The organism is Pseudomonas sp. TMW 2.1634 (assembly GCF_001703595.1).
GTDB classification, from domain to species: domain Bacteria; phylum Pseudomonadota; class Gammaproteobacteria; order Pseudomonadales; family Pseudomonadaceae; genus Aquipseudomonas; species Aquipseudomonas fragi.
The window spans coordinates 137,507-150,768 of sequence record NZ_CP016849.1; the positions used below are offsets into that span (position 1 = coordinate 137,507).

The 13,262-nt window shown below is 58.3% G+C and carries 11 protein-coding genes; 6 read left to right on the top strand and 5 right to left on the bottom strand.

Features of this window, described 5'->3' with window-relative positions; translation table 11 throughout:
- Positions 1 to 20 precede the first annotated feature (20 nt).
- The 4 genes from lpdA to brnQ all read left to right on the top strand — a co-directional run bounded on the left by lpdA (position 21) and on the right by brnQ (position 5,493).
- Positions 21 to 1,457, top strand: a complete 1,437-nt coding sequence (lpdA, locus tag BFC21_RS00675; RefSeq protein WP_016780172.1) for a dihydrolipoyl dehydrogenase — start codon at positions 21 to 23, stop codon at positions 1,455 to 1,457.
- 226 nt (positions 1,458 to 1,683) lie between these two features.
- A complete protein-coding gene (sucC, locus tag BFC21_RS00680; RefSeq protein ID WP_016780173.1) occupies positions 1,684 to 2,850 on the top strand; it encodes an ADP-forming succinate--CoA ligase subunit beta in 1,167 nt (388 codons plus the stop codon).
- A complete protein-coding gene (gene sucD / locus BFC21_RS00685; RefSeq protein WP_095004169.1) occupies positions 2,850 to 3,731 on the top strand; it encodes a succinate--CoA ligase subunit alpha in 882 nt (293 codons plus the stop codon). Before sucC ends, sucD begins: the two co-directional genes overlap by 1 nt.
- Before the next feature lie 448 nt (positions 3,732 to 4,179).
- Entirely contained in the window at positions 4,180 to 5,493 is a 1,314-nt protein-coding gene (gene brnQ / locus BFC21_RS00695; RefSeq protein WP_088379392.1) for a branched-chain amino acid transport system II carrier protein, read from the top strand.
- Positions 5,494 to 5,664: 171 nt separating this feature from the next.
- Here the strand turns inward: brnQ and BFC21_RS00700 are convergent, their stop codons facing one another.
- A complete protein-coding gene (locus BFC21_RS00700; RefSeq protein ID WP_016780176.1) occupies positions 5,665 to 5,934 on the bottom strand; it encodes a hypothetical protein in 270 nt (89 codons plus the stop codon).
- Between the two features lie 232 nt (positions 5,935 to 6,166).
- Between BFC21_RS00700 and htpG the strand changes: the two genes are divergently transcribed.
- Together htpG and BFC21_RS00710 are read left to right on the top strand one after the other, a co-directional pair.
- The gene (htpG, locus tag BFC21_RS00705) at positions 6,167 to 8,071 is read left to right on the top strand and encodes a molecular chaperone HtpG (protein ID WP_088379393.1); all 1,905 of its coding nucleotides are present in this window, start codon (positions 6,167 to 6,169) and stop codon (positions 8,069 to 8,071) included.
- 58 nt (positions 8,072 to 8,129) lie between these two features.
- A complete protein-coding gene (locus tag BFC21_RS00710; RefSeq protein WP_016780178.1) occupies positions 8,130 to 8,858 on the top strand; it encodes a dienelactone hydrolase family protein in 729 nt (242 codons plus the stop codon).
- Positions 8,859 to 8,966: 108 nt separating this feature from the next.
- Here the strand turns inward: BFC21_RS00710 and yegQ are convergent, their stop codons facing one another.
- The 4 genes from yegQ to BFC21_RS00735 form a co-directional block, all read right to left on the bottom strand.
- Positions 8,967 to 10,307, bottom strand: coding sequence for a tRNA 5-hydroxyuridine modification protein YegQ (gene yegQ, locus BFC21_RS00715; protein ID WP_088379394.1), 1,341 nt, complete (start codon positions 10,305 to 10,307; stop codon positions 8,967 to 8,969).
- A gap of 73 nt (positions 10,308 to 10,380) precedes the next feature.
- On the bottom strand, positions 10,381 to 11,304 hold the full coding sequence (locus tag BFC21_RS00720; RefSeq protein ID WP_088379395.1) for a DMT family transporter: 924 nt from the start codon (positions 11,302 to 11,304) through the stop codon (positions 10,381 to 10,383).
- Positions 11,305 to 11,450: 146 nt separating this feature from the next.
- A complete protein-coding gene (locus tag BFC21_RS00730; RefSeq protein WP_016780181.1) occupies positions 11,451 to 12,731 on the bottom strand; it encodes a TRAP transporter large permease in 1,281 nt (426 codons plus the stop codon).
- Positions 12,732 to 13,259 (bottom strand): TRAP transporter small permease, encoded by a 528-nt coding sequence (locus BFC21_RS00735; protein ID WP_088379396.1) that lies wholly within the window; start codon positions 13,257 to 13,259, stop codon positions 12,732 to 12,734.
- Between the last annotated feature and the right edge of the window lie 3 nt (positions 13,260 to 13,262).

The window sequence follows — 13,262 nt, forward strand, 5'->3', positions numbered from 1 at the left end:
CTAATAGAGGATCTATTTTCATGTCTCAGAAATTTGACGTTGTAGTGATTGGTGCGGGCCCTGGCGGCTACGTTGCAGCCATCAAGGCCGCGCAACTGGGCCTTTCGACTGCTTGCATCGAAAAATACACCGACAAGGAAGGCAAACTCGCGCTGGGCGGTACTTGCCTGAACGTTGGCTGCATTCCATCCAAGGCGCTGCTGGACAGCTCCTGGAAGTATCACGAAGCCAAGGATGCGTTCGCCATCCACGGCATCACCACCGGTGAAGTGAAGATGGACGTTGCTGCGATGGTTGGCCGTAAAGCCAACATCGTTAAAGGTCTGACTTCCGGCGTTGCGACCCTGTTCAAGGCCAACGGCGTGACTTCCCTGCAAGGCCACGGCAAGCTGCTGGCCGGCAAGCGTGTTGAACTGACCAAGCCTGACGGCAGCGTTGAAATCATCGAAGCCGAGAACGTGATTCTGGCTTCGGGTTCGCGTCCGATCGACATTCCACCTGCTCCTGTCGACAACAACGTGATCGTTGATTCGACCGGCGCCCTGGAATTCCAGTCCGTGCCAAAACGTCTGGGCGTTATCGGCGCTGGCGTGATCGGTCTGGAGCTGGGTTCGGTATGGTCCCGTCTGGGCGCTGAAGTGACTGTCCTGGAAGCCCTGGACACCTTCTTGATGGCTGCTGACGCTGCCGTTTCCAAAGAAGCCTACAAAACCCTGACCAAACAAGGTCTGGACATCAAGCTGGGCGCTCGCGTGACCGGTTCCAAGGTTAACGGCGAAGAAGTCGTTGTGACCTACACCGACGCCAACGGCGAACAGACCATCACCTTCGACAAGCTGATCGTAGCCGTGGGTCGCCGTCCGGTGACTACCGAGTTGCTGGCAGCTGACAGCGGCGTGACCATCGACGAGCGCGGTTTCGTGTTTGTTGACGATCATTGCGCAACCAGCGTACCGGGCGTATTCGCCATTGGTGACGTGGTTCGCGGCATGATGCTGGCACACAAGGCTTCGGAAGAAGGCATCATGGTTGTCGAGCGCATCAAAGGTCACAAGACCGAGATGAACTACGACCTGATTCCATCGGTTATTTACACTCACCCGGAGATCGCGTGGGTCGGTAAAACCGAGCAGGCCTTGAAAGCTGAAGGCGTTGAGGTTAACGTCGGCACCTTCCCGTTCGCAGCCAGTGGCCGTGCCATGGCAGCAAACGACACCGGTGGCTTTGTCAAGGTCATTGCTGATGCCAAAACTGACCGCGTACTGGGCGTCCACGTGATTGGCCCGAGCGCTGCAGAGCTGGTACAGCAGGGCGCGATCGGTATGGAATTCGGCACCAGTGCCGAGGATCTGGGCATGATGGTTTTCTCCCATCCAACCCTGTCCGAAGCGTTGCACGAAGCAGCGCTGGCAGTGAATGGCGGCGCCATCCACATTGCCAACCGTAAGAAACGTTAAGACCAGACAATAAGAAACCACGGCGGTTTGCCCGTCGTGAGCCTTGCTAGCAAGCCTCACCGCGGAACTTCCGCCGGACGCAGTCTTGTTTTGTTTTAACCGGGCCCGGCTCCGCTCACGCGGCTGTCGGGTTTGTTGAAACAGTACAAGCAGCAGTCACAGGTGGTGCGGCACTAATAATAGTGCAGCGCCGAATGCGCAGTACCTAACGAAGACGGTAAAAAGCATGAATCTTCACGAGTATCAGGGTAAGCAGCTGTTCGCTGAATACGGCCTGCCAGTATCCAAGGGTTATGCAGTAGACACCCCGGAAGCAGCCGCAGAAGCTTGCGACAAGATCGGCGGGACCGAATGGGTTGTAAAAGCCCAGGTTCACGCAGGTGGTCGCGGTAAAGCGGGCGGCGTTAAGCTGGTTCGCAGCAAAGAAGACGCTAAAGCATTCGCACAACAGTGGTTGGGCAAGCGTCTGGTGACTTACCAGACTGACGCCAATGGTCAGCCGGTCACCAAGATCCTGGTTGAGTCGTGCACTGATATCGCTAAAGAGCTGTACCTGGGCGCTGTCGTTGACCGTTCGAGCCGCCGCATCGTGTTCATGGCTTCCACCGAAGGTGGCGTGGACATCGAGAAAATCGCTCACGACACTCCAGAAAAAATTCTGAAAGCAACTATCGATCCACTGGTTGGCGCACAGCCATTCCAGGGTCGCGAGTTGGCTTTCCAGCTGGGTCTGGAAGGCAAGCAAGTTGCTCAGTTCGCCAAGATCTTCGTAGGTCTGGCCAAGCTGTTCAAGGATCACGATCTGGCCCTGCTGGAAGTGAACCCGCTGGTTATCAAGACTGACGGCGATCTGCACTGCCTCGATGCAAAAATCAACATCGACGCAAACGCCATGTACCGTCAGCCAAAGCTGAAAACTTTCCACGATCCGTCGCAAGACGATCCGCGCGAAGCGCACGCTGCCAAGTTCGAACTGAACTACGTAGCGCTGGAAGGCAACATCGGCTGCATGGTTAACGGCGCTGGTCTGGCCATGGGCACCATGGACATCGTTAACCTGCATGGCGGCAAGCCAGCCAACTTCCTCGACGTTGGCGGTGGTGCTACCAAAGAACGCGTTACCGAAGCGTTCAAGATCATCCTGTCCGACAGCAATGTCGCAGCAGTGCTGGTTAACATCTTCGGCGGCATCGTTCGTTGCGACATGATTGCCGAAGGCATCATCGGTGCAGTGAAAGAAGTCGGCGTGAAAATCCCGGTAGTTGTGCGCCTTGAAGGCAACAACGCTGATCTGGGCGCTAAAGTACTGGCAGAAAGCGGCTTGAACATCATCGCTGCTACCAGCTTGACCGACGCTGCTCAACAAGTTGTTAAAGCTGCGGAGGGCAAGTAATGAGCGTCCTGATCAATAAAGACACCAAAGTTATCTGCCAGGGCATCACAGGTTCGCAGGGCAGCTTCCACACCCAGCAAGCCATCGAATACGGCACCAAGATGGTGGGTGGCGTTACTCCGGGCAAAGGCGGCACCGAGCACCTGGGTCTGCCAGTGTTCAACACCGTGAAAGAAGCCGTAGCTGCCACTGGCGCAACCGCCAGCGTTATCTACGTACCGGCTCCTTTCTGCAAGGATTCCATCCTTGAAGCAGCGTTCGGCGGCATCAAGCTGATCGTTTGCATCACCGAAGGCATTCCTACCCTGGACATGCTGGACGCTAAAGTTAAGTGCGACGAACTGGGTGTTACCCTGATCGGCCCTAACTGCCCTGGCGTTATCACCCCGGGCGAATGCAAGATCGGCATCATGCCAGGTCACATTCACTTGCCAGGCAAAGTAGGCATCGTGTCGCGTTCCGGCACCCTGACTTACGAAGCCGTCAAGCAAACCACTGACGCCGGTTTCGGTCAGTCAACTTGCGTAGGCATCGGTGGTGACCCGATCCCGGGTTCCAACTTCATCGACATCCTGAAGTTGTTCCAGGAAGACCCGAAGACCGAAGCGATCGTCATGATCGGTGAGATCGGCGGTTCGGCTGAAGAAGAAGCGGCTGCCTACATCAAGGCAAACGTGACCAAGCCGGTTGTTTCCTACATCGCTGGTGTGACTGCCCCTGCAGGCAAGCGCATGGGCCATGCTGGCGCAATCATCTCTGGCGGCAAGGGTACTGCAGACGAGAAGTTTGCTGCCCTGGAAGACGCAGGCGTTAAAACCGTGCGTTCGCTGGCAGACATCGGCAAGGCTCTGTCCGAGCTGACTGGCTGGGCAATCAAATAAGCCATTGGCTTAGCTGACTGTTACACCAGACAAAGGCCACCTTCGGGTGGCCTTTGTGCGTTTGGGGTCAGGCTAATCCCTTGTGGGAGCGGGCTTGCTCGCGATGGTCACTACGCGGTTTATCTGAATGACCGCGGCGCCTGCATCGCGAGCAAGCCCGCTCGCACAACGTGCGGCTTTGCACCACTCGGGGTAGGAAAATCACACCAAACCATTTTTCGATGTCATCCAGGCGACAACTGCGTTCGTTCATCGGACAGTCCGCCCTCTAACAGTGCGTTGTAGGAAAAAACTCGGTAATCTTGCCAGCATTCCGCTGTTCTGCGTGCGCATCCCAAAAGGAAGCCACGCGCTAGACGGGTTGGTCTTATACGGATCGACAGCATTTCCCACATCCGCACGGGAAATTCCCCTCTAAATCCCGATTCAGTAGTGTGGTATTTCCGTAATGAAAGTATTGAAAGGCCAGGACATCCTGGCACTTGGGTTTATGACCTTTGCCCTGTTCGTTGGGGCTGGCAACATCATTTTCCCGCCAATCGTTGGCCTGCAAGCCGGACCTAATGTCTGGATGGCCGCATTGGGCTTCCTGATCACCGCAGTCGGCCTGCCGGTAGTCACCGTTATTGCCCTGGCCAAGGTCGGCGGCGGCATGGATGCACTGAGCAGCCCGATCGGCAAGATCGCCGGCGGCCTGCTGGCGGCTGTGGCCTATCTGGCTGTTGGCCCGCTGTTCGCTACCCCGCGTACCGCCACCGTATCTTTCGAAGTGGGCCTGGCCCCCTTGACCGGTGAAAGCCCGCTGGCGCTGTTTCTGTACAGCTCGGTGTACTTCCTGATCGTGTTCTTTGTGTCGCTGTACCCGGGTCGCTTGCTGGACACGGTAGGGCGCTTTCTCGCCCCGCTGAAAATCATCGCCCTGGCCATTCTCGGCATTGCTGCCGTTGCCTTGCCTGCGGGTGATGTCGGCGTAGCAACCCCCGAATACGTCGCCGCCCCGTTCTCCCAGGGCTTTATCAATGGTTACCTGACCATGGATACCCTGGGCGCACTGGTGTTCGGCATCGTGATCGTGAACGCCATCCGCTCCCGTGGCGTCGAGTCGCCCAAGCTGATCACCCGTTATGCCATCATTGCCGGCCTGATCGCCGGTGTTGGCCTGGCGCTGGTGTACATCAGCCTGTTCCGCCTGGGTGCCGGCAGCCATGAAGTGGCAGCAGGCGCAACCAATGGCGCGGCGGTACTGCATGCCTATGTACAGCACACTTTCGGCTCGCTGGGCAGCGGTTTCCTGGCCGTGCTGATCGCTCTGGCTTGCCTGGTAACGGCCGTTGGCCTGACCTGTGCCTGCGCTGAATACTTCAGCACCGTATTGCCACTGTCCTACAAGACGCTGGTGATCATCCTTGCGCTGTTTTCGCTGGCTGTGTCGAACCTTGGCTTGACCCAGTTGATCGCGTTCTCCATCCCGGTGCTGACGGCGATCTACCCGCCGTGCATCGTGCTGGTGGCCTTGAGCTTCTGCAAAGGCTTGTGGAATGCCCAGGCGCGGATCGTGGGTCCGGTGATGCTGGTGTCGTTCTTCTTTGGTTCGATCGATGCGCTTAAAGGTGCTGGCATGGGCGACTGGATTCCAGCCCAATTGGCCAATATGCCCTTTAGCGAACAGGGCCTGGCCTGGTTGGTGCCTAGTCTTGTGACCTTGCTGGGCGCAGTGATCTGTGACCGCCTGCTGGGCAAACGAGTTGAAGCAATGGCGTAATTGCCCGGCTCGCCAAAAGCGCAGCCGAGCCAATTAAAAAGCCCTGCATCTGAATGGATGCAGGGCTTTTTTAATGGCCGTGTATTTATACATGCCCTCAGTCGCCATTAACGTCCAGATACAACAAAGCCCGCACTTGGCGGGCTTGGTTTTATAACGCAGAAAGTCGTGTTACTTGCTTTCTGGAGTTGCCGCAGGTGCAACCGGAGCAGTCTGGCCGGCTTCTTCAGCAGCGGCTTTGTTGGACTCGGCTTGTGCTTTTGCAGCTTCGGCGTTTTCTTTGGCCGCGTCGTTTACTTTGTCTTGTGCTTCAGACATTTTTTCTTGAGCTTGCTCAGAGTGCTGAGCAGCATCCTGGGCTTTGTCTTCGGATTTTTTATCGCAGGCCGCCAGGCCAAGCGAAGCAGCGAGCATCAAGGCAACAGCAAAAGTATTACGCATGGGGTGTTTCTCCTTGTGAGTAGATCTACGGGGCGTTTGAGCATGGGCTGATCGCTTAAGTTCCATGCTCGAACACATATATAAGTAAAGCAGCATGGGCTGAAACTACTGGTAAAAACTTGAGCGTCTCTATCAGGCCTTGAAATTTGCAGCGCTGGCCCCAACTTTCAACTCATCCCGCCGCTAACCCTCACGGGCGTGGCCACTGCCATCCAATCGGAGTTTGATAACAATGAGCGTGGAAACTCAAAAAGAAACCCTGGGCTTCCAGACCGAGGTCAAGCAACTGCTGCACCTCATGATCCATTCGCTGTACTCCAACAAGGAAATTTTCCTTCGCGAACTGATCTCGAACGCCTCTGATGCTGTCGACAAATTACGTTTTGAAGCACTGTCCAAGCCAGATCTACTGGAGGGCGGTGCCGAGCTTAAAATCCGCGTGAGCTTCGACAAGGACGCCAACACCGTCACCCTCGAAGACAACGGTATCGGCATGAACCGTGACGACGTGATCACCCACCTGGGTACGATCGCCAAGTCTGGCACTGCCGACTTCATGAAAAACCTCACCGGCGACCAGAAAAAAGATTCGCACCTGATCGGTCAGTTCGGCGTGGGCTTCTACTCGGCCTTTATCGTTGCCGACAAGGTTGACGTGTACAGCCGCCGTGCCGGTACCCCGGCAAGCGAAGGCGTACATTGGTCTTCGAAGGGCGAGGGCGAGTTTGAAGTGGCCACCGTCGAGAAGGCCGACCGCGGCACCAAGATCGTGCTGCATCTCAAGCCGGGCGAATCCGAATTCGCTGACGGCTGGCGCCTGCGCAACATCATCAAGAAGTACTCCGACCATATCGCCTTGCCGATCGAGCTGCCTAAAGAGCAGACCGTGGCCGAAGGCGAAGAGGCGCCTGCACTGGAATGGGAAACCGTTAACCGTGCCAGTGCCCTGTGGACCCGTCCTCGCACTGAAGTAAAGGACGAGGAATACCAGGAGTTCTACAAGCACATTGCCCACGACTACGAGAACCCGCTGGCCTGGAGCCACAACAAGGTTGAAGGCAAGCTTGAATACAGTTCCCTGCTGTATGTGCCGGCCCGTGCGCCGTTCGATCTGTACCAGCGTGAAGCGCCTAAAGGCCTGAAGCTGTATGTACAGCGCGTATTCGTGATGGATCAGGCCGAGTCGTTCCTGCCGCTGTACCTGCGCTTTATCAAGGGTGTGATCGACTCCAACGACCTGTCGTTGAACGTGTCGCGGGAAATCCTGCAGAAAGACCCGATCATCGACTCGATGAAGACGGCGCTGACCAAGCGTGTACTCGACATGCTGGAAAAACTGGCGAAGAACGAGCCGGAGAAATACCAGGGCTTCTGGAAAAACTTTGGTCAGGTGATGAAAGAAGGCCCGGCTGAAGATTTCGCCAACAAGGAAAAAATTGCCGGTCTGCTGCGTTTTGCTTCGACCCACGGCGACGACGGCGAACAGAATGTTTCGTTGACCGACTACCTGGCCCGCGCCAAGGAAGGTCAGGACAAGATTTACTACCTGACCGGCGAAACCTACGCGCAGGTTAAAAACAGCCCGCACCTCGAAGTCTTCCGCAAGAAAGGCATCGAAGTCCTGCTGTTGACCGACCGCATCGACGAGTGGCTGATGAGCTACCTCAGCGATTTCGACGGCAAGAGCTTTGTCGACGTGGCCCGTGGCGACCTCGACCTGGGCAACCTGGACTCGGAAGAGGACAAGAAAGCCGCAGAAGAAGTGGCCAAGGCCAAAGAAGGTCTGGTTGAGCGTATCAAGGCCGCGCTGGGCGAAAGCGTCAGCGAAGTGCGTGTATCGCATCGTCTGACCGACTCGCCGGCAATCCTGGCCATCGGTGAGCAGGACCTGGGCATGCAAATGCGTCAGATCCTCGAAGCCAGCGGTCAGAAAGTGCCTGAATCCAAGCCGATCTTCGAGTTCAACCCGGCTCACCCGCTGATCGAGAAACTCGATGCCGAGCAGAGCGAAGAGCGTTTTGGCGACCTGTCGCACATCCTCTTCGACCAGGCAGCCCTGGCAGCCGGTGACAGTTTGAAAGACCCTGCGGCCTATGTCCTTCGGCTAAACAAATTGTTAGTAGAGTTGTCGGTCTAACCGCGCTATAAAAACCCGCTTCGGCGGGTTTTTTTTGTTTCAAATTCAGGAGTTTTTGATGAAATCCATTTCGGTCAGCTCTGTGGCTTATCAAATCGACGGCCAACCCTACGAAGGCCGTCTGGCCTTTGACCCGAGCCGTGAAGACCCGTTGCCGGGTTTGCTGATGGCGCCCAACTGGATGGGCATCAGCGCGGGCGCCGAAGAGATTGCCAAGTCGGTGGCCGAGCAGGGCTATGTGGTATTGATCGCCGATTTGTATGGCCAGGGCACCCGGCCCGGCAACGCCGACGAGGCGGGGGCGGCAATGATGCCGCTCAAGAATGACCGCGCCTTGCTGCGCAAGCGCATGTGGGCTGCCTATGACATGCTGAAGAATCAGGGCCTGGCCCAGGTCGACAGCAACAAGCTGGCAACCTTTGGTTTCTGTTTTGGCGGTTGCTGTTCACTGGAACTGGCACGCAGCGGTGCGCCGTTGCAAGCTGCGGTGTCCTTCCACGGCACGCTGGACACACCTAACCCTATCGATGCCCAGAGCATCAAGGGTGCGGTGCTGGTGTTGCACGGCGCGTCTGACCCGTTGGTGCCCAACGAGCAGCTGCCAGCGTTCGAGGCGGAGATGAACGCGGCGGGTGTGGACTGGCAACTGACCAGCTATGGCGGCGCAGTGCATTCATTCACCGACCCCCACGCCAATGTGCCGGGCAAGATGATGTACGACGCCAAAACGGCGGGTCGGGCGTTTACCGCCATGCATAACCTGCTGGATGAAGTGTTTCGCGATTAATCGCAATCACGACAGTCTGTGGGAGCGGGCTTGCTCGCGATGCTGACGGCTCGGTCTGTCAGACAAAACCGGGCGATGCTATCGCGAGCAAGCCCGCTCCCACAGTGGTCACGCCGAACGTTCCATCACCTCGCTCACCGTCAAATCCCGCATTAACAACCCGTAGTTCAAGTCCACCTGTTCGGGGATCGGCAGGTACACTGTGTGGCCATCACCCGGCGCCACTTGGGTCGGCAAACCTGCACTGTTCAGTAGCCGCTCCAGATCGAAGTGATAGTTGCCGTGGGGTGTCATCAGCTCCAGATGATCGCCCAATGCAAATCGGTTTTTCACTTTGACCTCGGCCAGGCCGTTGCGCCGCGCGCCGGTCAATTCCCCGACAAACTGCTGGCGATGGGACAGCGAGCTGCCATGCAGGTAGTTCTGATATTCATCGTGAACATGGCGGCGCAAAAACCCTTCGGTATAGCCGCGCTGGGCCAGTGACTCCAGATCGGTCATCAGGCTGCGGTCAAACTCACGACCCGCCACCGCATCATCGATGGCCTTGCGATACACCTGAGTGGCCCGTGCGCAGTAAAAGTGCGACTTGGTGCGGCCCTCGATCTTCAGCGAGTGCACGCCCATTTCCGCCAGCCGCGCCACATGCTGTACGGCACGCAGATCCTTGGAGTTCATGATGTACGTTCCGTGCTCGTCCTCGAACGCGGTCATCGGTTCATCGGCACGGTTGGCCTCGCTCAACACAAACACTTCGTCAGTCGGCGCACCCACGCCCAGGGTCGGCTCCACCACATTGACGATATTGCCCAGCTCGTTTTCCGTGGCCGGTTTGGCGTCGTATTTCCAGCGGCAGGCATTGGTGCAGCTGCCCTGATTGGCATCGCGCTTGTTCATGTAGCCGGACAACAGGCAGCGCCCCGAGTAGGCCATGCACAGAGCGCCATGCACGAAAATTTCCAGTTCCATGTCGGGTACATGCTGGCGAATCTCTTCGATTTCTTCCAGCGACAGCTCGCGCGACAGGATGATGCGGCTCAGGCCCTGCTGGCGCCAGAATTCGACACTGGCCCAGTTGACCGTATTGGCCTGCACCGACAAATGAATCGGCACATGGGGGAAGTTTTTGCGCACCAGCATGATCAGGCCCGGGTCGGACATGATCAGCGCATCCGGGGCCATTGCTACCACCGGCTCCAGATCCTTGAGGAAGGTGCGCAGCTTGGCATTGTGCGGGGCAATATTGACTACTACATAAAAGCGCTTGCCCTGGGCCTGGGCCTCTTTGATGCCAATCGCCAGGTTGGCGTGGTCGAATTCGTTGTTGCGCACCCGCAAGCTGTAGCGCGGTTGGCCTGCGTACACCGCGTCGGCGCCATAGGCAAAGGCGTAACGCATGTTTTTCAGGGTGCCGGCAGGGGCGAGGAGTTCGGGCGGAGCAAGGCGCATAGTCGGTTCGTTCGCAAAAAGGCGCGATGGTAGCCGAGCCTTGATGCGCGATTATTGATCTGGATCTATGCAATCAGCTTGAGGTTTCGATCTTGCGTGGCCACGTCAACATGACGATGCCCGCCACCACAATCAGGCTGCCGATGATTTGCCCGCTGCTGAGCAACTGGTCCAGGATCAGCCAGCCAAACAGCAGGCTCGCCACCGGTTCGACGTTCATCACCGGTGCGTTGCGGGCCATGTTCAGGCGGGTCATGCAGATAAACAGCAGGCAAAAGCCCAGGCCATAGAGCACCACCAGGCAGGCGAGGGCGGCCCAGCCGGTGGAGGAGCCGGGCAGGGACACGCCGCCGGGTAGCACGCCGCTGAGCCCGGCCACGGTCGCGGCGCTGAAGACGATCAACATGGTCAGCATGCTGCGCACGGTGCCGCGCAGGCCCGACAGCTTGTGGTCGGTGATCCATAGCGCGCAGGCAAACACGCAGGCGGCGCCGAAGCCGAACAGAATCCCTTCGAGCCATTGCGTTTCGCTGCCGCCCTGGCTGGACAGGCGCTCGGGCACGTCGAGGGCGAAGATCAGGCCAAACATGATCAACCCCATCAACAGGGCGGCCCGCCGGGTCGGTGCCGAGCCGCCCAGGGCCCAGGTCAGCAGCACCAGCAGGATCGGCGCCATGTTGCCGATCAGCAGCGCCAGGGCCACGGGAATGCGGGCCACGGCCGAATAGATAAAGAAGCTTTGCGCCGCGATCAACAACCCCAGCAGCAGCTGCCAGCGCCAGTTGGCGGGGGTTAAACGGGGGCGTTCGCGTTGCCACAGTACCAGGCTGGTCAGCACCAGCAGGGTCACGCCGGCGCGGCACAGGATGGCCAGCAACAGGCCGGTGTCGTGGTCGAAGGCAATGCGCGCGGCGATATGATTGCCCGCAAATGCGCAGGCCAGCAGTACCAGGATCAATACCGCGATATGGCGGGGGAACAATGCAGGAGCAGACATAAGCAACCAGCCTCCTTGGCTGGAAATAGAGCCGCTGGAATACCTCTGTGGGAGCCGGCTTGCTCGCGATGGGGTCGCCTCGTTATTTCAGATACACCGAGGTGACGGCATCGCGGGCAAGCCCGCTCCCACAGGGGGAAGGCGGGTTACAGCACCAGGCTTGGCAGCCAGAGCGAGATGGCCGGTACGTAGGTGACCAGCATCAGTACCATAAACAGCGCCAGGTAGAACGGCAGCAGCGCTTTAACCGTGTTCTCAATCGTCACCTTGCCCACCGCCGCGCCGACAAACAGCACTGCGCCCACCGGCGGTGTGATCAGGCCGATCCCCAGGTTGACCAGCATGATCATGCCAAAATGCACCGGATCGACACCGATACCGATAATCACCGGCAGCAGGATCGGGGTCAGGATCAGGATCAGCGGCGCCATGTCCATCACCGTGCCCAGCAGTAACAACATCACGTTGATGCACATCAGGATCACATAGCGGTTATCCGACAGCGTCAGGAACGCCGTGGTGATCTTCATCGGGATTTCCATCAGCGTCAGGATGTAACCGAAGCTGGCAGCAAAGCCGATCAGGATCATCACGATGGAAATGGTACGCACCGCCCGGTGCATCAGCTTGGGCAGGTCGCGCCACTTGTAGTCGCGGTAAATGAACATGGTGACGAAGAACGACCACACTACCGCGACCGCCGCCGACTCGGTGGCAGTGAAGACGCCAGTGAGGATGCCGCCCAGGATGATAACCATGGCCATCAGGCCCCACATCGCTTCCCCGGCGATTTTCAGCGCCTGGCGCAGCGGGATGACTTCGCCCTTGGGGTAGTTGCGCTTGCGCGCAAAGATCATGCACAGGCCCATCATCACCGCGCTGAGCAATAGCCCCGGCATGATCCCGGCCATAAACAGCGAAGCGATTGATACCGTGCCCCCCGCTGCCAGCGAGTACAGCACCGAGTTGTGGCTGGGTGGGGTGAGCAGGGCCTGCACCGAACCGCTGACCGTCACGGCCGTGGAGAACTCGCGAGGGTAGCCAGCGCGTTCCATTTCCGGAATCAGTACCGAGCCGACAGACGCGGTGTCCGCCACCGACGAACCGGAGATCGCGCCAAAGAAGGTCGAGGCGACGATATTCACCAGCGACAGGCCGCCGCGCACAAACCCCACCAGTACCCCGGCAAAGGCCACCAGCCGGCGCGACATGCCGCCCTCGGCCATGATTGCCCCCGCCAGTACGAAAAACGGGATTGCCAGCAGGGAAAATTTGTTCACGCCGCCCGCCACCTGGATCATCAGGGCGTCGAACGGAATATCGATCCACCAGGCGCCGACCAGTGCCGACAGACCCAGCGCGTAGGCGACCGGCATGCCGAGCAGGATCAGGGCGATAAAACTGCCCAACAGTACGAAAGCGTCCATTTATACGGCCTCTTCGCTGGCTTCTACGATGTCGAACCGCACGGCGCGGCGGTGGCTTTGGTCACCCAGGAAGAGTTTCTCCAGGACGAAGATCAGGGTCACGATGCCGCCCAGGGGGATTGGCAGATAGGAGATGCCTACGCGCAAACCCGGCATTTCACCAAGGAACTGGTTCCAGGTGGTCGCGCACAGCTTGAAGCCCTTGACCGTCATAAACAGACAGACGATGACCATCAGGATTTGCACCAGCACCGCGGCCAGTTTGCGGACATGGGCCGGCATGCGCTCCACGGCCATCGCCACGGCCATATGGGCGCCGGCCCGGTAGCTGGCGGCGGCGCCGAAGAAGGTAAACACCACCATCAGCAAGATGGCCGTGGGCTCGGGCCAGCTGGAGCCGCTGCCCAACACATAGCGGGCAAAAATGCCCCAGGGGATGATCAGGGTCATGGTCAGCACCGACAAGCCGGCGATCCCGATACAGACCCTGTACAGCATGTCGTTAAAGCGCAGTACGGTATTTTTCATGGG

Bases quoted from the DNA above. Each gene is read 5' to 3' on its own strand.
- BFC21_RS00700 (WP_016780176.1), bottom strand. From the start codon at position 5,934: ATGCGTAATACTTTTGCTGTTGCCTTGATGCTCGCTGCTTCGCTTGGC.
- sucC (WP_016780173.1), top strand. From the start codon at position 1,684: ATGAATCTTCACGAGTATCAGGGTAAGCAGCTGTTCGCTGAATACGGC.
- BFC21_RS00720 (WP_088379395.1), bottom strand. From the start codon at position 11,304: ATGTCTGCTCCTGCATTGTTCCCCCGCCATATCGCGGTATTGATCCTG.
- BFC21_RS00735 (WP_088379396.1), bottom strand. From the start codon at position 13,259: ATGAAAAATACCGTACTGCGCTTTAACGACATGCTGTACAGGGTCTGT.
- BFC21_RS00730 (WP_016780181.1), bottom strand. From the start codon at position 12,731: ATGGACGCTTTCGTACTGTTGGGCAGTTTTATCGCCCTGATCCTGCTC.
- brnQ (WP_088379392.1), top strand. From the start codon at position 4,180: ATGAAAGTATTGAAAGGCCAGGACATCCTGGCACTTGGGTTTATGACC.
- lpdA (WP_016780172.1), top strand. From the start codon at position 21: ATGTCTCAGAAATTTGACGTTGTAGTGATTGGTGCGGGCCCTGGCGGC.
- sucD (WP_095004169.1), top strand. From the start codon at position 2,850: ATGAGCGTCCTGATCAATAAAGACACCAAAGTTATCTGCCAGGGCATC.
- yegQ (WP_088379394.1), bottom strand. From the start codon at position 10,307: ATGCGCCTTGCTCCGCCCGAACTCCTCGCCCCTGCCGGCACCCTGAAA.
- BFC21_RS00710 (WP_016780178.1), top strand. From the start codon at position 8,130: ATGAAATCCATTTCGGTCAGCTCTGTGGCTTATCAAATCGACGGCCAA.
- htpG (WP_088379393.1), top strand. From the start codon at position 6,167: ATGAGCGTGGAAACTCAAAAAGAAACCCTGGGCTTCCAGACCGAGGTC.